At 58.4% G+C, this 22219-nt stretch carries 21 protein-coding genes and 2 pseudogenes; 17 read left to right on the top strand and 6 right to left on the bottom strand.

The genetic code is table 11. The annotated features are described in order from the left end of the window. Positions 1-4: 4 nt before the first annotated feature. The 3 genes from ACP7E6_RS16005 to ACP7E6_RS16015 are packed head-to-tail and all read right to left on the bottom strand — an operon-like array spanning position 5 to position 2663. Complete coding sequence (locus tag ACP7E6_RS16005; protein ID WP_426230732.1) at positions 5-1249, bottom strand: NAD(P)/FAD-dependent oxidoreductase; 1245 nt, start codon at positions 1247-1249, stop codon at positions 5-7. After that, on the bottom strand, positions 1246-1566 hold the full coding sequence (locus ACP7E6_RS16010; RefSeq protein ID WP_426230733.1) for a MocE family 2Fe-2S type ferredoxin: 321 nt from the start codon (positions 1564-1566) through the stop codon (positions 1246-1248). The genes ACP7E6_RS16005 and ACP7E6_RS16010 overlap by 4 nt, the downstream gene beginning before the upstream one ends. Next, entirely contained in the window at positions 1563-2663 is a 1101-nt protein-coding gene (locus tag ACP7E6_RS16015; RefSeq protein WP_426230734.1) for a fatty acid desaturase family protein, read from the bottom strand. The genes ACP7E6_RS16010 and ACP7E6_RS16015 overlap by 4 nt, the downstream gene beginning before the upstream one ends. A gap of 246 nt (positions 2664-2909) precedes the next feature. Here ACP7E6_RS16015 and ACP7E6_RS16020 point away from each other — a divergent pair, with 246 nt between their 5' ends. From ACP7E6_RS16020 to ACP7E6_RS16050, 7 genes are all read left to right on the top strand, one after another. Next, complete coding sequence (locus tag ACP7E6_RS16020) at positions 2910-3935, top strand: LacI family DNA-binding transcriptional regulator (RefSeq protein WP_426230735.1); 1026 nt, start codon at positions 2910-2912, stop codon at positions 3933-3935. A gap of 19 nt (positions 3936-3954) precedes the next feature. After that, complete coding sequence (locus tag ACP7E6_RS16025) at positions 3955-5013, top strand: hypothetical protein (RefSeq protein ID WP_426230736.1); 1059 nt, start codon at positions 3955-3957, stop codon at positions 5011-5013. A gap of 222 nt (positions 5014-5235) precedes the next feature. Further along, positions 5236-6180, top strand: a complete 945-nt coding sequence (locus tag ACP7E6_RS16030; protein WP_426230737.1) for a substrate-binding domain-containing protein — start codon at positions 5236-5238, stop codon at positions 6178-6180. A gap of 69 nt (positions 6181-6249) precedes the next feature. Continuing rightward, positions 6250-7236, top strand: a complete 987-nt coding sequence (locus ACP7E6_RS16035) for an ABC transporter permease (RefSeq protein ID WP_426230738.1) — start codon at positions 6250-6252, stop codon at positions 7234-7236. Positions 7237-7239: 3 nt separating this feature from the next. After that, complete coding sequence (locus ACP7E6_RS16040) at positions 7240-8007, top strand: ATP-binding cassette domain-containing protein (protein WP_426230739.1); 768 nt, start codon at positions 7240-7242, stop codon at positions 8005-8007. A gap of 163 nt (positions 8008-8170) precedes the next feature. Next, positions 8171-9055, top strand: a complete 885-nt coding sequence (purU, locus tag ACP7E6_RS16045) for a formyltetrahydrofolate deformylase (RefSeq protein WP_426230740.1) — start codon at positions 8171-8173, stop codon at positions 9053-9055. Positions 9056-9325: 270 nt separating this feature from the next. After that, entirely contained in the window at positions 9326-9706 is a 381-nt protein-coding gene (locus ACP7E6_RS16050) for a hypothetical protein (protein ID WP_426230741.1), read from the top strand. A gap of 190 nt (positions 9707-9896) precedes the next feature. Here the strand turns inward: ACP7E6_RS16050 and ACP7E6_RS16055 are convergent. The 3 genes and pseudogenes from ACP7E6_RS16055 to ACP7E6_RS16065 form a co-directional block, all read right to left on the bottom strand. Next, positions 9897-10031, bottom strand: a pseudogene (locus ACP7E6_RS16055) (NAD(P)(+) transhydrogenase (Re/Si-specific) subunit beta); the annotation flags it as partial. An 8-nt stretch (positions 10032-10039) separates the two neighbouring features. Further along, positions 10040-10861: an NAD-dependent epimerase/dehydratase family protein gene (locus tag ACP7E6_RS16060; RefSeq protein WP_426230742.1), complete on the bottom strand. Its 822-nt coding sequence runs from the start codon at positions 10859-10861 to the stop codon at positions 10040-10042. Positions 10862-10885: 24 nt separating this feature from the next. Beyond that, complete coding sequence (locus ACP7E6_RS16065) at positions 10886-11776, bottom strand: helix-turn-helix domain-containing protein (protein WP_426230743.1); 891 nt, start codon at positions 11774-11776, stop codon at positions 10886-10888. Positions 11777-11917: 141 nt separating this feature from the next. On the opposite strand from ACP7E6_RS16065, the gene ACP7E6_RS16070 reads away from it, so the two are divergent. From ACP7E6_RS16070 to ACP7E6_RS16115, 10 genes and pseudogenes are all read left to right on the top strand, one after another. After that, positions 11918-13210: an ABC transporter substrate-binding protein gene (locus ACP7E6_RS16070; RefSeq protein ID WP_426230744.1), complete on the top strand. Its 1293-nt coding sequence runs from the start codon at positions 11918-11920 to the stop codon at positions 13208-13210. Positions 13211-13344: 134 nt separating this feature from the next. Then, entirely contained in the window at positions 13345-14229 is an 885-nt protein-coding gene (locus ACP7E6_RS16075; RefSeq protein ID WP_426230745.1) for a carbohydrate ABC transporter permease, read from the top strand. Continuing rightward, on the top strand, positions 14229-15128 hold the full coding sequence (locus ACP7E6_RS16080) for a carbohydrate ABC transporter permease (RefSeq protein ID WP_426230746.1): 900 nt from the start codon (positions 14229-14231) through the stop codon (positions 15126-15128). Before ACP7E6_RS16075 ends, ACP7E6_RS16080 begins: the two co-directional genes overlap by 1 nt. 6 nt (positions 15129-15134) lie before the next feature. Further along, positions 15135-16217 carry an ABC transporter ATP-binding protein gene (locus ACP7E6_RS16085; RefSeq protein WP_426230747.1) on the top strand — a complete coding sequence of 361 codons (1083 nt, stop codon included), beginning with the start codon at positions 15135-15137 and terminating at the stop codon, positions 16215-16217. A 23-nt stretch (positions 16218-16240) separates the two neighbouring features. After that, positions 16241-17257, top strand: coding sequence for a Gfo/Idh/MocA family protein (locus ACP7E6_RS16090; protein ID WP_426230748.1), 1017 nt, complete (start codon positions 16241-16243; stop codon positions 17255-17257). Further along, a complete protein-coding gene (locus ACP7E6_RS16095; protein ID WP_426230749.1) occupies positions 17254-18012 on the top strand; it encodes a ThuA domain-containing protein in 759 nt (252 codons plus the stop codon). Before ACP7E6_RS16090 ends, ACP7E6_RS16095 begins: the two co-directional genes overlap by 4 nt. Then, positions 18009-19061, top strand: coding sequence for a mannonate dehydratase (locus ACP7E6_RS16100; RefSeq protein WP_426230750.1), 1053 nt, complete (start codon positions 18009-18011; stop codon positions 19059-19061). Before ACP7E6_RS16095 ends, ACP7E6_RS16100 begins: the two co-directional genes overlap by 4 nt. A 22-nt stretch (positions 19062-19083) precedes the next feature. Beyond that, on the top strand, positions 19084-20145 hold the full coding sequence (locus ACP7E6_RS16105; protein ID WP_426230751.1) for a lactonase family protein: 1062 nt from the start codon (positions 19084-19086) through the stop codon (positions 20143-20145). Positions 20146-20373: 228 nt separating this feature from the next. Further along, a complete protein-coding gene (locus ACP7E6_RS16110; protein WP_426230752.1) occupies positions 20374-20601 on the top strand; it encodes a hypothetical protein in 228 nt (75 codons plus the stop codon). 1363 nt (positions 20602-21964) lie between these two features. Continuing rightward, positions 21965-22219, top strand: a pseudogene (locus ACP7E6_RS16115) (histidine kinase); the annotation flags it as partial.

The raw sequence follows: 22219 nt of genomic DNA on the forward strand, positions 1-22219 counted from the left end.
AATCCTAAGCAGCGAGTAGAGTTTTCAGGCGGTAGCCTGGTTCGGCCAACAACCGCGGGTCAGGCCGAGCGCTTTGAACGATAAGCATTTCCGCGACGCGAATATCTTTCGCGATTAAATTTAACTGTCCAACCGCGCTTGCCGCCACCAGTCTACCTTCTCCATCGAGATGAAAATTAAGCAAAGAGTCCGGGCTGAGCCAGCGCTCGATAGTGGTGGCTGCTGTTTGCGGGAGGCCCACCACCTGTAGGCAAAGTTCGAACTGATCCGACCAGAACCATGGCAACGTCTCCTGCCTTACGTCTTCGCCTAGTATGTTACGTGCAGCCCTTTCGCCTTGATCAAGAGCGCTGCGCCAGGATTCGAGGCGCAAACGAACCCCGTCAAGCAGGGGATGAATCGTCGACGCGCAGTCTCCGGCGGCATAGATGTCAGGATCTGACGTCTGTAAAAACTCATTTGTCGAAATGCCGTTGTCAACTACGAGTCCGGCAGCCTTCGCTAGCGCAACGTTTGGGAGCGCGCCAATTCCTGCGATGACGACGTCGGCATCCAGTGTCAAATCGGCGGTGGTTGAGACGAAAAGCCCGTCAGTTCGATCTTCAATCGACTTTACTCCGGTCCCGAAGATAAACCTCACCCCCTCAGCTCGGTGTCTTGCCTCGACGATGCCTGCGATTGATATAGGTGCACACCGGGACAGAACCTTGTCATTGCGCTCGATGAGGGTGACAGAACATCCCAATATCGTCGCGCTTGCGGCAAGCTCAAGTCCAATCAGCCCCCCGCCGATGATGACAACCTTTTTCCCAGGATGCAGCCGGGTTCTGATATTCTCGGCGTCCGCGCTTGTGCGGAGGCACAACGCCAATTCACCACCAGGTACAGACGGACGCCGCGCCGAGGCGCCCGTCGCGAGCAGCAGGCGATCGTAGAAAATATGTCGGCCATCTGCCAAAGACAGACTGTGGGCCGCCCTGTCGAGCGACTCGACCTTTACGCTGACGAGATGCTCTATTTTCAGCGGCCCGAATTTCGTTGAGTCCGCATTGCCAAAAGTCGAGGTCTCGTCCTTCTTTGTTAGGAATCCTTTGGAAAGCTGGGGCCGCTCGTAAGGGGGCAACGTTTCCTCTCCGACGACGGTAATCTTTCCTTTCCATCCGCGTTCACGAAGCGCCACGGCGGCTCGTCCGCCACACTCGCCCGCACCAACAATGATGATTTGTCCCGTTGCAGTTTCGTTTGTCATGCGTCGATCTGCACATAAACGCGGTCATCTTCGACCTTCACCGGAAACGTGCGCAGATCGACACACACGGGCGCGCCCTTGGCCTTGCCGGACGTAAAGTCGAAACGCCCATTGTGTTTCGGGCATTCGATGATTGTACCCATCACGAGGCCACCCGATAGGTGCACGGCTTCATGGGTGCAGAGCCCGGCAGTGGCGAAGTATCGGTCGTCCTCGGTCCGATAGATCGCAAACGTTAGGCCTTCATGATCGAACCGAATAACATCTTCGTATTCAATATCGCCTGCAGCACAGGCATCGATCCAGTTTCCGATCATGACGCCCTCCCCGTGTTCCGTTCTGCGATCTTGATAATTGAGCCGTGGTTGTAAGGCGCGGCTGTTGTGCCGCCAGGGAGCCTGCGCACCACGAAATAGGACGGGTCTCGCATCTGCTTCAACACAGTCGGAATGATCTCGCGATAGGCCGCCAGTGTGCTCGGATAGGGCGGCGGGCAGTCGTCCTTTATGAGAGCATGAAGACGGGGCAACGCATGGTATGGCACCATCGGGAACATGTGGTGCTCGATATGATAATTCATGTTCCAGTAGAGAAAGCGAAAGATCGGGTTCATGTAGACGGTACGGGTGTTCAAGCGGTGATCGAGCACATCTTCTGCAAGCCCCGTATGCTGGGTTAGTCCGAAGAAGATCGCCATGAATCCTCCGTAGAGGGTCGGCAGCCCAATCAGCATCGCCGGCAGGATGGTCTGCAGCTGAAAACACGCTACCGCGACGATCGCAAAGATGAGCAGGTAAATCCGCGCAACGAGGTACACCTTACGACCCTCCATCTCCGGAATAAAAGTCTCCTCTTCCTTTGTCAGCCGCCCACTTGCGTGTCGAACAAGGCCCTTCAGAGTGTGACAAGTGCTCTTCAACGCGAAGATGTTAAGGATGAGCCCTATTCCATCGGGCGGACGGGGCACCGCAATCTCCGGATCCCGCCCCACAATAATTGTGTCTGTGTGGTGCCGCGTATGGCTCCAGCGCCATACCGTCGGTTCCCGCAGAATCATGAAACTGGCGACGTGATAAAGGATATCGTTCATCCACCGCGTCTTGAACGCGGTACCATGGCCTGTCTCGTGCCATCGGCTGTCGCTTGATGAGCCGTAGAGAACGCCGTAGACGACGAAAAACGGCACGGCCCACCACGTAGCCCAAAAAAACACGCCGCCTGCCGCTGACAAAACAAGACATGAGACCCAGAGGGCGGTATCTCGCAACGCCGGGCCGTCGCTTCTTTTCATCAGTTCCTTCAGTTCCTTTCGAGGGATGGAACATGAATACCATTCTGCAGCCGCGAAACCGTTTACTTCGGCCAATTGCGCGTCTCGTCCGATCAGGCTGTAGTCTCGTGCAGTTGCTGGCATATCGAATCCTATAGTGATCTCTTACCCGATCGTCGCTTGGAAATTGAGAAAAATACATCATTTTGATGCTTCAATTTGAGGGTAATAGGATTATTACGACAATGTCAACCGAATTTCGGGCAGGTGACTTACCGGTGCACCTCATCAGGCTCAAAAACTCATCGATAGAACTCAAATTGAGGTTTCATCGTTGACCCAGAGGTTAGTGGCGCCTAAGTTGCCTGGTGAAAAAAGCGCAGACGAGGGATGAAAGTGATGAAGGCAAGACCGAAGGTGGACGAAATTGCGCGGCTCGCCGGCGTCTCGAAGGCGACGGTGGACCGCGTCCTCAACAACAGGCCTGGCGTCCAGGAGCACACGCGTGCGCATGTCGCATCCATCGTCGCTTCGCTGGCAGACGACCAGGTCGAAGCGTCAGACTCCGGCAAAATCCCCCTGGATTTCATTCTTCCGGGTGGCACAAACCCTTTCATCGCAGATCTTGTGCGACACCTTGAACGCCAGGCTGCCATGCGTTCGGACGTCGACGTTGCGATCCATAGATTGAACGGGATCGAGCCGGAGGAGGTCGCGGAAAAACTGGGAAGTTTGAGGCGGTCCTGTCAGGGTGTTGGTCTCATCGGCCTGGACAGTCCGGCCGTACGCGAAGCCGTGCGCCAGTGTATTGGCGCAGGGATATCAGTTCTAACTCTGGTCTCCGATATCAGCCATGTTGGTCGCGTCAGCTATGTCGGAATCGACAACCGGGCCGCCGGACGTCTTGCAGGTTACCTCATCGGCCGCTTCATGCCGGGGTCAAAGGGAAAAATTGCGCTGATCGCGGGAGCGCTGGCCTATCGCGGCCACGAGGAACGGGAGATGGGGTTCAGGCACGTACTGGATGAGCGGTTCCCCTTGCTCGAGATTATTGCGGTCCGCGAAGTTCGGGAGAATGCGGATAAAGCCTACACAGAAGTCCAGATGCTCTTGAAGGAACAGCCTGAGCTCGTTGGTGTGTACTGTATCGGTGCTGGCCACGAAGGTATCGTGCGCGCCCTCAAGGAAGCGGGTCGGGAAAAGTCTGTCGTGTTCATTGGGCACGATCTTACCGACGATACCCGCCAGTATCTCCTTAGTGGCGTCATGGACGCTGTTATCGATCAAAACGCTGGGGTCGAAGCCCGTGAGGCGATCGACCGCCTCGTGCGTTCCACGCGAGGGGAAACGCCGGTCTCCGCGGCGACGATCCGCATCCAGTCCGTTTTCAGCGAGAACATTCCAGCCGACGCGTGAAATCCTTGAGAGGCAGAGTATGGATATCATAGAAACCGACGTCGTCCGTGTCGTTTTCGATCGGGAAGGCGGCGTCATCGACGAAGTCATTTTCAAACATGGCGGCAGACAGATCAGCCCCCTTCACAAGGCACCTTGGGTCCGAGATAACGAACAGTTGGATACTGGCATCCCGCTCATCGAGCGCAAGCTCGCTGGCGACTTCTTCTGCGCGCCCTTTGCATTGCCCTCGTCGGAAGTTCCGCTTCACGGCTGGACCGCAAACGGGGACTGGGTTGCGTCGCCTGGTGCTCAGCAAGCTGGCGTGGGTCTCTACAGTTTGCGCCAAAACGTTCAAGGAGGGCTAGCCACGAAAGAGATAAGGCTGCACCCCGGTCACCCCGTCGTATACCAGACACACACGATCACGGGAGGAACGGGGAACATCCCGATTGCCCATCACGCGATGCTCCATGTTCCTGGCGGTGCAAACCTTAGCTTCTCGGACAAGACGTTCGGCAGTACGGGCCCTTCGCCCCCTGAACCGGATCCCTTCCGAGGCCGTTCAGTTTTGGCGTATCCGCAAACGTTCGACTCTTTGTCGTCGATAGCAAAGTCAGATGGAAGTGTGGCAAACGCATCCCATTATCCCTTCGAAACAGGGCATGAAGACGTCGTCGTGCTGACGGAAAAGCAAGGCGCATCATTCGGATGGTCGGCGGCACTTGCCGCCAAGGACGGTTTCATTTTCTTCTCGGTCAAGGACGCCCTTGTCCTTCCGCATACCGTATTATGGATGAGCAATGGTGGCCGTGCCTATCCACCGTGGTCCGGACGGCATAAGGCTGTGCTTGGAATCGAAGAAGCAGCGATCAGTTTCCATCTTCCAGACGCGCGCACGAGTGACGTAAACGTGGCGCTGGGCCTTGATCTCGCCCCCGGCCGCACCACGAAGATCCGCTACGCTTTTGGAGCAATCGAAGTACCGAGTGGATGGACACGCGTGTCAGAAATCTCACTTGCCGATGGCGTATTGATCATAAGCGACGAGGCCGGGGGAAGATGCACGATACCGTTTGATTGTCGATTCCTCGGCTAAGATCGAAACAGCACCTCATTTTGAGGAGTAGCTCCTCAGGTGCCCCTTCCGCGGTTGAGGAATACGGCACCGTTACGGAAATCCACTTGACACCGGCGCAAACCTGTCGTTAGCTGCAAAACATCAAAATGATGTTTAAAAGAAATCATTTTGATGTTGGCTCAGGAGGCCAACTCAAGAGGGTGCCCGTTGTACCAGCGGGCCATGGGAGGAGAATTTCACATGTTCAAGAAAGCAATTGCGTTGCTGTCAGCTGCGGTCCTCGCGGCTAGTGCAGGTTTCGTCTCGACCGCCCACGCTGAAGGCAAAACCTATTATTGGGTATCTCACGGCTCACCGGCGGATCCAGTCTGGACCTACTTCCTTGCAGGCGCAAAACAATGGGCTGCGGATACGGGCAATACCGTCAACACATCTTTTCAGAACGGCGACGTGCCCGCCCATCAGGAAGCGATCCGGGCAGCCATTTCGGCAGGTGCGGCTGGCATTGCGACGACCAGCCCTGATCCAGGATCCCTGGTCGAAGTGGTCAAGGAAGCCAATGCCAAGGGTATTCCGATCATCAACTTCAACACACCTGACCCGCAGGCAAATTTCGATGCCTACGTTGGCGGCGACAACAAGACGTTCGGGAAAAACTGGGCGCAGTATCTGGTCGACAAAAAGCTGGTAAAATCAGGCGACTTCGTCTGGATGCCGGTGGAAGTTCCCGGTGCAACGTATGGCGTGCAAGAAGAAGAAGGCATCGCGAGCGTCTTCAAGCCCCTGAACATTACGTGGGAAGTGACCGACGCTACTTTGGACCAGGCTGAAATCATCACACGCATGTCCGACTACCTCACGGCCAACCGTTCCAAGATCAAGGCGATCATTGGCTTGGGTGACCTCGTGAACGGCAGCATCAAGCGCGTGTTCGACCAGGTCGGCGTAAAAGCGGGCGAAATCCCCGTGATTGGTTGGGGCAATTCCACCGACACGACTCAGGAAGTTCTGAACGGCTACGTCAATGCCGCGCAATGGCAGGATCCGCAGGCGACCAGCTACATGGCTCTTTCCATGGCCGCTATGGCCGCCAGCAAGATCCCCCCAGGCTTCAACATCATCACCGGGGCTCTCTACGAAAAGGACACAGCCGAATTCTACGACAAGATTCTCTCGGCCAAGTAACCTTTTCCAACTCAGACTGGCTGCGTCACCCGGTTTATTCCGGGTGACCCACCCCAACCGGTGAACATCATGCAACAACGTACTTTTTTGCAAAGCTTCGTCTCGAAGCCGGAATTCGGTCCGCTCGTCCTGTTGGCTCTCGAGCTTGTGATCTTTTGGTCCTTCAACTCAGATTTTCTTTCGCTTCCGAATATCAGCAATACCCTCTCCTTCACGGTCGAGCTCGGCTTGATTGCGCTAGCAATGACCTTGCTGATGACTGCCGGGGAATTCGACCTGTCAGTTGGATCCGTATTCGGATTTTCAGCCGTCTTGATGTGGACCCTTTTCAACAGCGAAGTGATGCCGCTCGGCGTTGCCTTTCTGGTCGCGATCGCATTCAGCCTTTTCATTGGCTTCATCAACGGTTGGTTCGTCACCAAGCTCAATATCCCATCCTTTCTTGTCACACTCGGCATGCTCCTGGTCGTCCGGGGTACCGCCCTCTATGTCACCGATGGCTTTCCACAACGGACATGGACGGCCGAAGGCAACTGGTTTGCCGATGTGTTGGCAGGAAGCTTTTTCATTGGCAGCTTCCGGATGTATATGTCGGTTATCTGGTTCGCGCTGGCCGCATTTGTCGCGCACTACATTCTGACCAAATCGAAAGCTGGCAATTGGATACAGGCATCAGGCGGCAATCCGAGCGCAGCCCGCGCACGCGGCGTGAATGTGAGCCGGACAAAGATTTATCTGTTCATGGCGTCTTCGGCGATGGCGTCGCTGGCAGGAATTATAAGTTCCATTCGCACCTCGGCGGCGAATCCCAATAGCGGAACGGGTTACGAACTCGAGGTTATTGCGATGGTCGTGATCGGCGGAACAGTGCTGACAGGCGGCCGCGGCACAATCATCGGAACAGTTCTCGGTATATTCATCCTGCGTGTGATGCGAAACGGCATCGTCATGGTCGGTGTACCGGGCCTGGCCTACAATATCTTCATCGGGGCGATCATTCTGGGAATGATGGCGCTGCACTCGTGGCTCGAACGCCGACACAACGCAGGAGTATAGAGGATGGCCGAAGATCTCATCCGCATGGAGAAAATTAACAAGTTCTACGGTCGGATTCATGCCCTGCGGGACGTCAGTCTGACGGTTAAGACGCACGAAGTTGTTGGTCTGCTGGGCGACAACGGTGCAGGAAAATCCACCCTGATCAAAGTTCTTTCCGGAGCCGTACCGCTGACAAGCGGCGACATCCTGATCAAGGGCCGCAAGGTGGAGCTCAAAAGCACGGCTGATGCCATCGCGAACGGTATCGAGACGATTTTCCAGGACTCTGCTCTGGTGCCGCAGCTTTCCATCGCCCGTAATCTCTTCCTAGGACGTGAACCCGTCACGGGCAACGGGTTTCTAAACAGGCTCGATCAGGAAGCGATGAACGCCTCGGCACGCGAGCTATTAAAGCGGGTTGGCATCACGAAAGACATCCCGCCTGAGACGGCGATCTCGTCCCTGTCTGGCGGCGAGCGGCAGGCGGTCGCAATCGCACGCGCCATGCAATTTGACAGCGATCTCATCATCCTTGATGAGCCGACAAACAACCTTGGGGTCGCAGAAACACAAGGTGTACTGCGATTTGTGCGGGAAGCCCGGGATACAGGCCACTCTTGCATCTTCATCGCTCACAACATCCACCACGTGTTCCAGGTCGTCGACCGCATAATCGTTATGCGGGGGGGCAAGGTTGTGGCAGACGATATTGATCCGAAAAAGACCACGATTGATGAAGTGGAGCGGATCATCACGGGCGAAGAAATGCTCAATGCCATCACGGCATAACCGCCTGATTTTAAGCTAGCTGCGATCGTCCTTCAAGGATCAGTATGATACCGCGCAGTCCCTGCAGCGAATTGGCTGCGGGGACTGCGGTCCATTAAACCGTGTCAGACCCTGATACCTCCGAACCGAACCGCTCCTCTTCATTATGCGAATGTGAAATCACATGACCAACTTCGTACTCACCGTATCGTGCAAATCCACCCGTGGCATCGTCGCGGCGATCACCGGCTATCTGGCCGACGAGGGTTGTTACATCACCGACAGCTCGCAGTTCGACGATATGGAGACCGGCCTGTTCTTCATGCGCCTGACCTTCATCAGCCAGGAAGGTGCCACGCTCGACAAGGTGAAGGCCGGCTTCGAGGCGGTAAAGACCCGCTTTGGCATGGAGGCCGATATTCTCGACAGCGACCATCGAATGAAGGTGCTTTTGATGGTGTCGCGCTTCGGTCATTGCCTGAACGACCTGCTCTACCGCTGGAAGATCGGCGCCCTGCCGATCGAGATTGTCGGCGTCGTCTCCAACCATTTCGAATACCAGAAGGTGGTCGTCAACCACGACATCCCGTTCCACCATATCCCGGTGACCAAGGCCAACAAGCCGCAGGCCGAAGCCCGGATCATGGACGTGGTCGAGCAGACCGGCACCGAGCTGATCGTGCTCGCCCGCTACATGCAGATCCTGTCGGACCAGATGTGCCAGAAGATGTCGGGCAAGATCATCAACATCCACCACTCGTTCCTGCCGTCGTTCAAGGGTGCCAACCCGTACAAGCAGGCCTATGAGCGCGGTGTAAAGCTGATCGGCGCGACGGCGCATTATGTCACTGCCGATCTCGACGAAGGTCCGATCATCGAGCAAGATATCGCCCGCATTACCCATGCCCAGTCGGCCGAGGATTATGTCTCGATCGGCCGCGACGTGGAAAGTCAGGTGCTGGCGCGCGCCGTGCACGCCCATATCCACCACCGCACCTTCATCAACGGTAACCGCACCGTGGTCTTCCCGGCAAGCCCAGGAAGCTATGCGTCGGAACGCATGGGCTAAGTACAAGTTCACGTAACGAGTAGCAATGGTGACGCGAGTCCGGGATAACCGTCTGCAGAACTGATGATTCACTCGGTTCACGCTGTTGAAATTCGGCAAAGACCAACTTCCACGGCCACGCTTCCGATCATGGGTGCGGACGAGGTAAAGAACAGGAGTGCGTTTGTTGGAGCGTTCGCGGACTACCAACCTACGGTGAGTTTGAAGCCCTTGCGCAAGCTGACATCGTGTCTTGCGTAACCATGGCGACGGAACCCATCGTAGGGAGCCTTGCTCAAGTCCGGCGGCCATGTCGATCTGATCGGCGCTTACATGCCCAAGATGCGCGAAGCGGACGACGATGTCGCCAGGCGCGCGGGCCGTATTTTCGTTGATACTCGAAATGGCTACAAAGGATCAGGCGACGTTGCAGAACCGCTTTCCCGCGGGCTGATAACCCGCGAACAGATCGTCGCCGACCTGTTCGATCTTTGGCAAGGGAAACACTCTAGTCGCGCCAGTGACGGAGAAATCACGATGTTCAAGAACGTCGGTGGAGGTCATCTTGATCTCTTCACCGCGCGCCATTTGCTTACCGGTCGGGCGCCATTATTCGGTAACAATCTCGCACAAAAGAACGGTTCCCGGCGGTCAAATTGGTGGCAAATGTAGACCGGCTTGATAGGATCTGAACCGAAGGCTCCTTACTTCAACTTTGCAAGACTCTGATAAGTCTGATTTTAAGGCAGAACGAGGCTTTATGGAACTTGCCTACCGGTCCGGGCTTAACTACCGTCTTAAAACGCCTTTTCGCATCGCCATAGAATATGCGCGCCTCGTCCTTGTATCGCAGCGGATATTAGATGCCAGAATGGCCGGTGCCCCTGGCCGCGCTGTAGACGATAACCTTCATCGCTTTCCAAACGTCGAGCACCGGCATGCAGGATATCGACGAGTTCGGATCGTCCTGCGCCGCTGGATGAACGATGTCGTTGGCCGAAGCTTTCAGTATTCAATAGGAGCCCAACCCAAAATTCGCCGGGACTTCGCATTGGAGAAAAACGCAGCCCTTTCTTCAGGACCGTTCCTCCATGCCACGTCCGGATAATAGGCAGCGGCCGCTTCGGCAGTCGGGGAATCCAGGGTCGTATCGTCGGCAACGATGTAGAAGACTTCGTGCCCCGTGAACGATGTGGTCAGGGCCAGCAGGCAGGCACGCGCCGCGTCGGGGGCAAGAACATAGCCCCAAAGTTCGATCCGGCCCTTTTCGCTGGTCAGCGTCTGGGCGGCCATAGCCTCTGCCCGGTCCGCAACCACCCAGTGAAAGCGCAGACTGGCAATCTGGAGATCGGGGAAGCGGCGCGTCAGGCTTTCGGCCTGCTGCTCGCAGATCCATTTCGACAGGCTATAACCCTCGTCGAAATACGGCGGATGCAGTTCGTCAACCGGGAAATAATCGAAACGGCGCTCCTTTGCATAGGCAAGCCCGATCGCGTTGACGCTCGAACCCTGGCAGATCCGCGAAATCCCCGCATCCACGGCGGCGCGCATAGCATTGTAGCTGCCGACGACATTGTTGGCATGAACCTGGTGATCGAGAAGCCCCCTTGGACTCGGAATCGCCGCCATGTGGATCAGGGCGTCGCAGCCTGAAAAGGCGCTTACCAGCCCTTCATAGTCAGACATCTCGACGTTGTGACCGGCGACGCCCTCGGGCAGCTCAGGCAAACGGCGGTCAATGGCGACCACTTGGTGAGATTCGGCCAAAGCCATCGGCAGGATCGCCTGCCCCAGCTTCCCCCCTGCCCCGGTCAGTGCAATTTTCATTGTCTCGTTCCTTTGCTCGAACGCTCATGTCGCGGATGCCGTCGCCCGTTGTGGATGCACGAGATCGACCCGCGCCCGTCGCCGGTAGCGCATCGGGCTGGTGCCGTAGGTCTCTCGAAACAAACGGTAGAAATGGCTGAGGTCCTCGACGCCGCAGTCCAGCGCAACCTCCATGATCGGCGTGTCCGATCCGGCCAGCTGACGCGCGGCAAGGTTCATCCGCAGCGCGTTGACGTAAGCCGAGGGGGTCTGGCCAAACAGCTTGCGAAACGTCCGCGAGACATGCTCGTGGCTGCGCCCCGTCAGCTCCACCAGGGCGGAAACGCCGACCCGCAGCGCTGCCGGATCGGCAAAGGCCTCGAAGGCGCGCACCAGCCAGTCGGGCGCCTCGGTCCGCGCGTCCGACGCGCCAGCGAGGAAATCGGCCATTAGGGTCAACAGGAAGCTCTCGATACGAGCGAGCGAGCGCGTGCCGCGGTCGAGCCCCTGTTCCAGGACGGAGAGATCACGCATCTGCGCCGAATCCAGCACGAAGGTGGCGGGCCGCCGGTCAGTGGTCCAGAAGAAGCGCCCCTCGAGGTCGCTGGCATAGCGGGCGCGCAGATGCGCTGCGGTATCCGCACTGAAGGCGACGTTGATCATCTGGCAGGGCGGTCCATCGGCGTTCTGGAACGCGTGCCAGTCCGGTGGTCTGATGAACATCAGCGTACCGGTTTCCACGCGCTCGGTCACCCCATTGATGTAGTGAGTACACCAGCCTGAAACGATCCAGAAGCACTCGAAAAACTCGTGGTCGTGAAACGTCTTGGGTGGCGCCGCTTCAATGAATGGACGGGTGACGTGGAACGAATCGTTCGGCCCGATCTGAGCGCTGAGGCTAACCGTAAAACAATCGGTCGTATCAAATATTCCCATAAAATTATCAATCGCGACCAAGAAACATAGGTATATCTGACTTACGGTATCAATGGTTGTCAAGTCCAGCCAAGCGATCACCAGGGAGAGGTGGCTGCCCGGCATATGAGGACGCGGGACGATCGATAGGGAGGAGAGAGAATGTTTAAGCAAGGACTTTGGGCGTGCTGCGCTCTGACAGCGGTACTGGTCGGCCAGCAGGCCTGGGCCGACACGGTAAGGATCGCCGAACACAGGCAGGCCAGAATTGACGCGCTTCATGCAGTGATCCCGAAGATCAAGGAAGCTACGGGCGTCGACGTCGAAATCGTCGAATATCCCGGACCGGACCGGGAATATGTCTCCAAGCTCCTGACCGAGCTTGCCGCCGGCACCGGACCGGATATCTTTTCCCTGCCCGAAATCAGCCAGGTCGTCGATTTCTCGACCGCCGGCTACCTGCAGGACGTCACGGCCGAGGTACAGGGCTCCGAAGGTTATGGCCATTTCTATGACATAGCCAAGCAGCTCGCCACATCGGATGACGGCAAGATGTACGTCATGCCGACCATGTTGTCGGTGCAGCAACTTTATTTCCGGCGTGATGTGCTGGAGAAGGCAGGTATTTCCACCGAGCAGCCCAAGACCTGGGACGAGCTCATGCAGCGCGCGATCGACGCCAAGGCCAAGACCGGACAATATTCGCTGATGCTGCCGATGGGCGTGACCTGGGGCGGCGGACCATTCATCGAAGGTTTCCGCCACCTACTGGCCGGAAGCTCCAACCCGCAGATCGCCACCGATGACGGCAAGCTGAACCTGACCAGCAAAGGCATCGGCGAAGTCTTCGGCTTCTACGAGCAGATGGTGAAGAACAAGCTGCTGCCCGTCGATCCGTTGCTCGGACCAGAGCCGTGGGTAATCCCGAAGTACCAGATGTTCCCGGCCGGCGAACTTTTGATCACCAGTTGCGGTTCGTGGTGCCTGATCTTTGACTGGGGTCCGAAGAGCAAGAACCCGATTCCTGACGTCACCAAGGTCGTCGGTACCTGGGCGGTTCCCGGCAAGGACGGCGGCGAGCACGTGATGGTCAGCCTTAGCCACCCGTGGGCCGTCGGCGCTTCGGCAGCCAATCCCGATGCAGCCAAGAAGGTGCTGCAAGCAATGGGCTCGCTTGATCTGATGGTCAGCTACGCCGCCAATGAAGGCAACCTGCCGGCCCGAAAGGATGCGGTGGATAATGCCGAGTTCCAGAAGCTCGCTGCACTGGTGCCGATCATGAGCTATCTCGACAAGGGCGCCTACCTGAAGACGGCTCCCGGCTTCTCGACTGTCGTCGAGGGCGTGGCCCGCGCCACGGAAGCCCTGTTACTCGGCAATACCGACGCAGCCGGCGCGCAAAAAATCCTCGTTGACTACGCCAAGTCCACTCTCGGCGAAGACCAAGTCAAGTAAGCGCGACACTACTGCCGCCGGAGCGCACGATGCGCTCCGGCCCGCTTTTCCGATCGCTGAAGTACGCTTTTCCGAGCGCCTTCCGACAGAGACCCGGGTGATTATTGCCCGAAAATTCAAAGGAAGCGACAGAAATGTCAGCCAGCTTCACACGTCGCGAGGCATGGCGGAACAGGTTCCTGATCCTGCCCTCCGTGCTCTTGCTGGCAGCCTTCGTGGTCTATCCCGCCGGCTTTGCTGTATATACCAGCCTCACCAACGAGGCGCTGAGCGGGCCTGCCGCAATGAATCCACGGTTCGTCGGTTTCGCCAATTACGCCAAGCTGCTGACCGACCAGAATTTCTGGCGTTCGCTGGCGATCACCTTCTGGTTTGTGCTGTTCTCGGCAATCATCGGCCAGCTCATCCTCGGCCTTATGTCGGCCATGCTTCTGAACCGCCGCTTTGCGCTGCGCCCGCTCGTCAACGCGATCATCCTGATGCCGAACGCGGTGCCGGAGGTAGTGGCGGCACTGATGTGGGCCTCGATGCTGGCGGCCGGCGAATACGGCACACTCAACAATATCGTCGCCTGGTTCGGTGTCGATCCGCAGCGCTGGCTGACCAGCTTTCCGCTGACCATGATCATTATCGTCAATATCTGGCGCGGCATTGGCTTTGCGATGATCCTGATGACGTCCGGTCTTTCCTCGATCTCCGACGAACTCTACGAGGCAGCCCGGATGGACGGCGCGAACACCAGCCAGATCTTCCGCCGCATCACCCTGCCGCTGCTGATACCGACCATCTTCCTTTACCTGCTCGTCTCCACCGTATCAACGATCGCGATCTTCGGCCTCGTCTTTGCGCTGACCCGCGGCGGACCGGCCGGATCGACCGAGCTGATCGGCATCTACATCTATAACCAGTCGTTCAACTCCTATCAGCTTGGCTACGGTTCGGCGGTCGCGGTGGTGGTGCTGGTGTTCTCGCTCATCGTCGGAATGCTTTATGTCCGCGCACTCAAGGTGGATGTCTGATGGCCCGGAGCATGGAAACCAGGAAAGCCACAGCCGGCCGCTTTGGCCTGCTCATCGTCATCAGCCTCTATTGCATCATGCCGTTCGTCTGGCTCATCGCCGCCGCTTTCGATCCCGGCGCCGGGCTGTTCCTGAAAGTCCCCGACCAGGTCGATTTCAGCAATTTCTTCCGCGTCTTCTATGAAGAGGACGGCTTTCTGTGGCTTATGAACTCGCTGATCGTCTGTGGTGGCGCGACCCTTCTGGTGCTGGTCCTGTCCGGGTTCGGCGGTTATGCCCTGTCCCGAACCCAGGCGTGGTGGAAACGTCCGTTTCTCTACTCGATCATCCTCGTCCGGGTCATCCCGCCGACCGCGCTGATCGTTCCGCTCTACAAGGTCATGCTGACCTGCAATCTGTTCATCGCCAGCATCGTCCGCTCCGTCGTACCGCCGGATCATTTCCGGCAGGTCATGCGGTTCGTCGGCTTCATTGACGGTTATCTCGGCCTGATCCTGCTGCTCGCCACCATGCACCTGCCCCTTGCGCTGTGGATCATGAAGACGTTCTTCGATTCTGTGCCGCGCGAATATGAAGAGGCCGCCATCATGGACGGCGCCACCTTCGGCCAGCGATTGCGCCGCGTGCTTCTGCCGCTCGCCATGCCGGGGCTCGCAGCCTCGGGGCTCTTCGCCTTCATCGCAGCCTGGGGGGATTTCCTCTTCCCGCTGACATTCATCTCGTCGCCCGAGCTCAAGATGCTGCCGCTGGGCATCTACAGCGCCTTCCTGCGTGACAGCCAGATTGACTATGGCCTCTTGGCCGCCATCGCCGTCGTCTACACCGCCCCCGCTATCATCGCCTTTGCACTGGCGAGGCGGTTTCTGGTGCAGACCTTCGGCGGCGGATTGAAGGGATAAACAGACATGTCCTCCATTACCCTGACCAATATCCGCAAACGCTTCGGTGCGCTCGAAGTCATCAAGGGCGTCGATATATCCATCGCCGATGGCGAGTTCGCCGTCTTCGTCGGCCCGTCGGGCTGCGGCAAATCCACGCTGCTCCGCATGATCGCCGGGCTGGAATCGATCAGCGATGGCGAGTTCCGGCTGGATGGCGAACTGATGAACAATGTCTCGCCGGACAAGCGCGGCCTCGCCATGGTGTTCCAGTCCTACGCACTCTATCCGCACATGACCGTGGCCGAGAACATCGGCTTTTCACTCGACCTCAAGGGTACGGACCAGGCCGAGATCAAGCGGCGCGTTAGCGAAGTGTCCGACAAGCTGCAGCTTGAAAAGCTACTGGACCGAAAGCCGCAGGCCCTGTCCGGCGGTCAGAGGCAGCGCGTCGCCATCGGCCGCGCCATCATCAAGGAACCGAAGGTCATCCTGTTCGACGAGCCGCTGTCAAACCTCGACGCCGCCTTGCGCGTCCAGATGCGCGCCGAACTGCAGGAACTGCACCGCACCACCAAATCGACCATCGTCTACGTGACGCACGACCAAGTGGAGGCGATGACGCTGGCCGACCGGATCGTCGTGCTCAGCGAAGGCCAGGTCCAGCAGGCCGATCACCCGATCGCGCTCTACAAGGAGCCCGACAATCTCTTCGTCGGCCAGTTCATCGGCTCGCCGAAGATGAATGTGTTCCAGGCGCGCGTCGAGGCCGTCGACGGCACCTCGGCCCGGATCGTCACCGACGACGGCTGGAGCATTGTTCTGGATCGCGCACGGGACGTGACGGTGGGCACAAAGATCCAGCTCGGTATCCGGCCCGAGGATCTGTCGCTCGCCTATCCATCCGCGGCTGATATCACCGTGCGCGCCGTGCTGTCGGAACGGCTAGGCATGGAGACTTATGTCTCTTTCCAGACTACAGGCGAACCCGCCATCGCCCGCATCGCCGGCGACCACCGCATCGGCACCGGCGAAGAAGTGCCACTCAAGATCAACCGTAACGCCTGCCATCTTTTCGACGCTGCCGGGCAGGCAATCCGGCGCGCCTAGACATGACTGACAATGGAGACACCATGACACTGAAGATCGGCGTCATCGGCTGCGGCCTGAAAGCCGCCAGCTATGCGCGCGCATGGGTGAAAAGCCCGCTTAACCCTCAATTCCTCGCCTTAACCGATACCAGCCCGACGTCGCTCGAGCGATATGCGGAGATCGTCCGCAACGCTGGCGGCACGCCGCGCATCTACCCGACGGCCGAGGCCTTGCTTGAAGCCGAAGCCAAGGGTCTCGACGCCGTCTACATATCGACGCCCCACGCATTCCATGCCGGCTATGCCAAGGCAGCGCTGGAACACGGGCTGAACCTGTTGCTGGAAAAGCCGATGTCGCTCAATGCCGCCGAGGCACGCGAGATCATCGAAGCCCGCGACCGGGTGGGAAAACACGTCGTCATTGCCTATCAGGCCTCGCTCTCGCCACTCCTTGAGCGGATGCACAAACGCGCTGCGGCCGGCGAATTCGGCGAGCTTCTCGCCGTGCACGGAGAAGTCTGGGAAGACTGGCAGGACCGCTACGACACCAGCTGGAAGCAGGTGCCGGCCCTGTCGGGCGGCGGCTTCATTTTCGACACCGGGTCGCATCTGATGAACGCGGTCATGCAGGTCTCGGGCCTTGGATACGAGCGGGTCTCGGCATCGCTGCAGAACCGTGGCCGGGAATACGAACTGACCGGCGGCGTCTTCGCCCTTCTTCAGGGCGGAGTGCCCGTCAACCTGACCTTCTGCGGCGACACCATTCCCGGCTGCGAATCCTCACTGACCCTATTTTACGAGAACGCCATCCTGCGCGTCGATATCTGGGGCAAATGGGCCGAACACTGGCATGGGCCGACCGTGACGCGCGAAACCGCCGGCGAAGACCTGAACGCCGTGCTGCAGGTCTTTGCGGACACCTGCGCCGGCCGCTGCGCCAATCCGTCTACGGCCGAGCGCAGCCTGCATCTGGCCGAGCTGTGGGACCTGATCAAACAATCCTCGCAGGAAGGAGGCATGCCTCTCACCCTGCAAACCAAGCTTTGGGAGCTAGCATGACACATCCGATCCGCATCACCATCTGGAACGAATACTGGCACGAGACCAACCAGCCGAACATTCGTGCCGTCTATCCCGATGGCATCCACACAGCCATCGCCGACGGGATCGCCTCGGATGATTTCGAGATCCGCTCGGCGACATTCTACGACCCGGATTTCGGCCTGACAGACGAGGTTCTCGCCAGCACCGACGTGCTGTTCTGGTGGGGTCATGTCGTCCACAAGGAAATCCCCGACGAACTGGTGACCCGCATCCAGAAGCGCATCCTAGACGGCATGGGGCTGGTCGTCCTGCATTCTGGCCACCATTCCAAGCTGTTCGGGCGGATGATGGGCACGTCGTGCAATCTCAGCTGGCGCGAGCACGAAGGCGGTGAGCGCGAACGGGTCTGGATCGTCGATCCCGCTCATCCGATCGCCAAGGGCCTGCCGGAATCCATCGTCGTGCCGCAGTCGGAAATGTACGGCGAGCCCTTCGATATCCCGCAGCCCGACCATTTGGTCTTCGTCAGCTGGGTAGAAGGCGGCGAGGTCTTTCGCTCGGGTTGCTGCTACCGTCGCGGCCGCGGTCGGATCTTCTATTTCAGCCCGGGGCACGAAAGCTTCCCGATCTATTTCCAGCCGGAAATCCGCCAGGTCCTGGCCAATGCCGCCCGCTGGTGTGCCACCCCGCATGAGGACGGCACACGCATGGTCAACCGCCACCGCCCCGAACCGCTGGAGCCGATCGGCAAGCTGGAGTCAGCACAATGAGCATCCGGCTGGCCATCGGACAATTCAAGGAACTCACCGAAGAAAAGCTTCGCTTTGCTGCCCAGACCGGCGTCACCGGCGTGCAGATGAACAATCCCCATCTTCCGGGCGAGGTTCGCTGGGAGATGGAGGACATCCGGCCGCTGGTCGAGAAGGCCAAGGCCTATGGTCTCGTCTTCGAGGCGATCGAGAACGTGCCGGCGCAGTTCTACAACAAGGCCATGCTCGGACAGCCGGGTCGCGACGAGCAGATCGAAAACTACCAGTACACGATCCGCTCCGTCGCCCGCGCCGGCATCCCGATTCTGGGCTATCACTTCACGCCGAACGGCGTCTGGACCACCGACCGCAAGACCAAAACGCGGGGCGGCGCGATGGCACGGACCTTCGACATGACGCTGGTCGAGGCCGGCCGGGATGATGCGGACACGCTGCGCAGCTTCCTGCCCACGGGTCTCGGTAGGACGCAGGCACTGCCGCTCCATACCGGCGACACGGACGTGATCACCGCTAAGCAGATGTGGGAAAACTATGCCTATTTCATCAAGGCGGTCTTGCCGGTGGCGGAAGCGGAAGGCATTCGCCTGGCCTTGCACCCGGACGATCCGCCGGTCGAAAGCCTGGGCGGCGTGGCGCGCATCTTCAACCGGACGGACAATTTCAAGAAGGCGCATGCGATCGCAGGCAGCAGTGCAGCCTGGGCACTCGACCTTTGCCTCGGCTGCTGCTCGGAAATGCCGGGCGGCACCCGCAATGTCGCCGACATGATCGAGCATTTCGGACCGCTGGGGGTGATCGCCTATGTCCATTTCCGCGATGTGCAGGGAACGGTCCCGACCTTTACCGAATGTTTCATCGGCGACGGCAATTTCAATCCAGCCGAGGCAATGGCACTTCTCGCCCGCAATGGGTTCGATGGTTTCATCATCGATGACCACGTGCCTGCCATGGACGACGACACAGACTGGAACCATCGCGGACGCGCGCATGCGATCGGCTACATGCAGGGGCTGATCCGCATGGGCCAATATGCGGGCGCCTTCGCCTGAGATGACATCCCCGGCACTAGACTTGGAGTTCTACGTCGGAACCTACACCACGTCTTCCGGGGGCGGCATCCACCACGTCCGGCTTCCTGGCGCGTCGCCTGAGCGCGCCGAAACCCGTCTGGTCGCGGAAGTCCGGAGCCCGTCCTGGATCACGGGACTGCCCGCATCCCGGATGCTGCTGGCGGCCGAGGAAGTCGCGACATCCGACTGGCCGCGACTGCTAACATTCAGGATAGGCGAGGCTCATCTCGCGCCGCTCAATGCCTCCGACCTGCCCGGCAGCCATCCATGCCATATCGGTGTTCACCCGACACTCCCGATCGTGGCAACAGCGCATTACAGCGACGGATCGGCAGCACTCTGGCAGGTCACACCCGACACCGGAAAAGCATCGCTGCTCCAGCGCCTGCAATTGACGGGGCACGGACCGAACGCCCGGCGGCAGAACGGACCCCACGCCCATTTCGCCGCCTTCATCGAGGATGGCACCGCCCTCGCCCTTACAGACCTCGGCGGCGATGCCATCCACTTTTTCGACCTGGATATGACGGGCAACCCAAACCTCATCCCGCGCCAGCGCCTCGCCCTGCCGCCCGGCAGCGGTGCTCGCCATCTGGTTGAAGGCAGCGGCAGGCTCTATACCTGCTGCGAACTCAACGAAACGATCTACACAACCGAACGGGAGAATGGCCTTTACCGCATCGGCGAGCGGCTCGCGCCCTTCGGCGCGGACGAGGCCCGCGACGGCGCGCTCTCCGCCATCAAACTCTCCCCGGATGGACGATTCCTCTATGTGGCCGGTCGCAACCAGTCTGGGGTGGCCTGGATGGCTGTGACAGAGGACGGCAGTCTCCTGCTTCGAGGCCAGTTCGATTGCGGCGGTGTTCACCCACGTGACATTTCAATTGATCCGTCCGGGCAATGGCTGATCGTGGCGAACCAGAAATCCGACGGCCTCTGCCTGTTCCAGCTGGATCCAGTTAGCGGCACCCCGGAACGCATCCCTGGCACAATCGCCATCGCTGCCCCTACCTGCATAATGTTCACGACGGAAGCCCACATCAGCAGCCAAAGCACCGGATGATGAAGAATTTCGCGCTGTCCGCCGAAGGCATTGATGTATCGCTGGACTCGAGTTGGGCCATGTCTCGTCCTTCACCGTCAATCGACGCGGACGATCGTTTGCCCCGTTCCACAAGGCGCTTTGGCGACGTCCGGAACTCTTTAGTTCCCAACGTGGCGCAAACGCGATCGACCCTCGGAACTTGCTTCATCTCACTGCGTTGATAGCCGTCGCATTTGGAGAAGTCCCGTGAACACAAAAGGCTTGCACTACTACCTGACCCGTATTGAGAACGATCACGTCGCCATGAGATCACGCCGGCAGACACTAGACGATGTGAAAGCGCTACTCGATGACAACGATGTTGCCATCGACCGTGGCCTCGGGGTGCTTCATGCCAACGGCAGCCTAAAGCTGATTGAAACAACGGATCAGGGGTTTGTTGAGACGATCGTACAAGCCAGATGGTTAAATTAGGAAATCGAGGTGTAATATGTCAGATAACCCTAAAAAATCGCCTGCCGTGGAGTCGCTTCAGAAGGAACGGGTAGCACAACTCGGCCGAGATGCAACGACCGACCTCGACAGTGCCTTGGAAAACTCGTTTCCGGCTTCTGATCCGATCTCAATGAGTTCGACATCGATACCGTCAGGCAGAACCGACGCTGACAGCGCCGATAGAGTGAGAGTCGAACCCGACCCAACAGTCCCCGCGGCGGAAGTGCTTTCCGAGAATCGGTCATTATTCGGCGACGTTGGCGATTGGATAGCAGAAAAGCCGATAGCGGCCGCCGCCATGGTCGCAGCACTTTCATATTTGTTTGGCTCCACCCGTTAACCCCATACTTCAAGCTGCCCAGAGGAGCTAACAATGCCTCCAATGCAATCGATCCCCCGCCCCGATGGCGACGCGACCGTTGAGAACGCGGTTGAAGCCATGCGCCCGTCATTCGATGAACCCGCTCCGATGCTGCTCCTGACTTTCCTTCATGGAAGCCAGGACATCGCCGAAGACGGCAAGTCGGATGTGCACTATCGAAGGATGCTTACTCGAGATGTGTCCGCGTACCTAGTGTGAAGAACGCATGCCCTTCGACGCCGGTCCACGGACGCAGACTTTGAATTTTCCTTGAGCGAGGTGATGCTGGGTATTCCGACCACAAAGCCTTCATGTTCCTGTCAAACGCGAAATGCTGCGCGAAATACTCCTCGAAGGGAGGACGTAGGCGCGTTAAAAGATGAGGAACCTCTGGAGACCTCCAAGGAAGACATCTCTTGGTTTGAATGCGGCACTACGAAACAAGGCACCTCCGCGAGCTCCTTCAATGCATTTGACACGCTTTTTTCCATGATTGGGGAAGCGCTGCCCGTTAAGATCGCCATCCATCTTTTCAATCCAAAACGCTAACAAACCCTATGGCTGTCCCATTGCCGCTCGGCCCGCTCAACCGACTGTCCAAGTTGGCCAACTTGCCGAACGGCGTAGAGGGAGACCGAGAGGCTGATGCCGCACGGGTCGTGTGCCCCGGAACTAAAGGTTTTTTACTGGGCACGCCGAGACCCGGTTCTCTGGTCACCTCGGACGAGCCATGCATGTCATGATCCGTTCTCGATCGTCTTCAATGGGTGAAGAGCTGATTTCTAAACAGTCGCCCAATCTCGAACGGACAAGACTCATCTCCTAGCCAGATGGACTGTTGAGAAGCGACTCGTACCGCTGTCGATCGCAACAACGACCGCCGCTAGCTAGATCGGCAGGTTTGCTCTATGACTTCACGCGTTGCCGAACAAAATCAGTGCGGTTGCTGTAGCAATGATTCCTCCAAATGCGAGCTGACAGGTGTCTGAACCCCAAGGAATACAGGAAAAGCCTCCTGTTCCCGCCAACGAGGAGATCCCTTCCGAGGAACTGGCTTATCGTTTGCGTCAGCAGCGGCTCGCCGCAGACTTCGGCTACTACGCCCTAAAGTCTGTCGACCTACGGGAACTCCTGCAGGAGGCGACAAGGGCGACTGCCGACGGCTTGAACGTCAAATTTGCAAAGGTGCTTGAACACAGGGTTGACACTAAGGGGTTCCTCGCTGTGGCTGGGGTT

It is taken from the genome of Pararhizobium sp. DWP3-4, from assembly GCF_049898205.1.
GTDB lineage: Bacteria > Pseudomonadota > Alphaproteobacteria > Rhizobiales > Rhizobiaceae > Pararhizobium.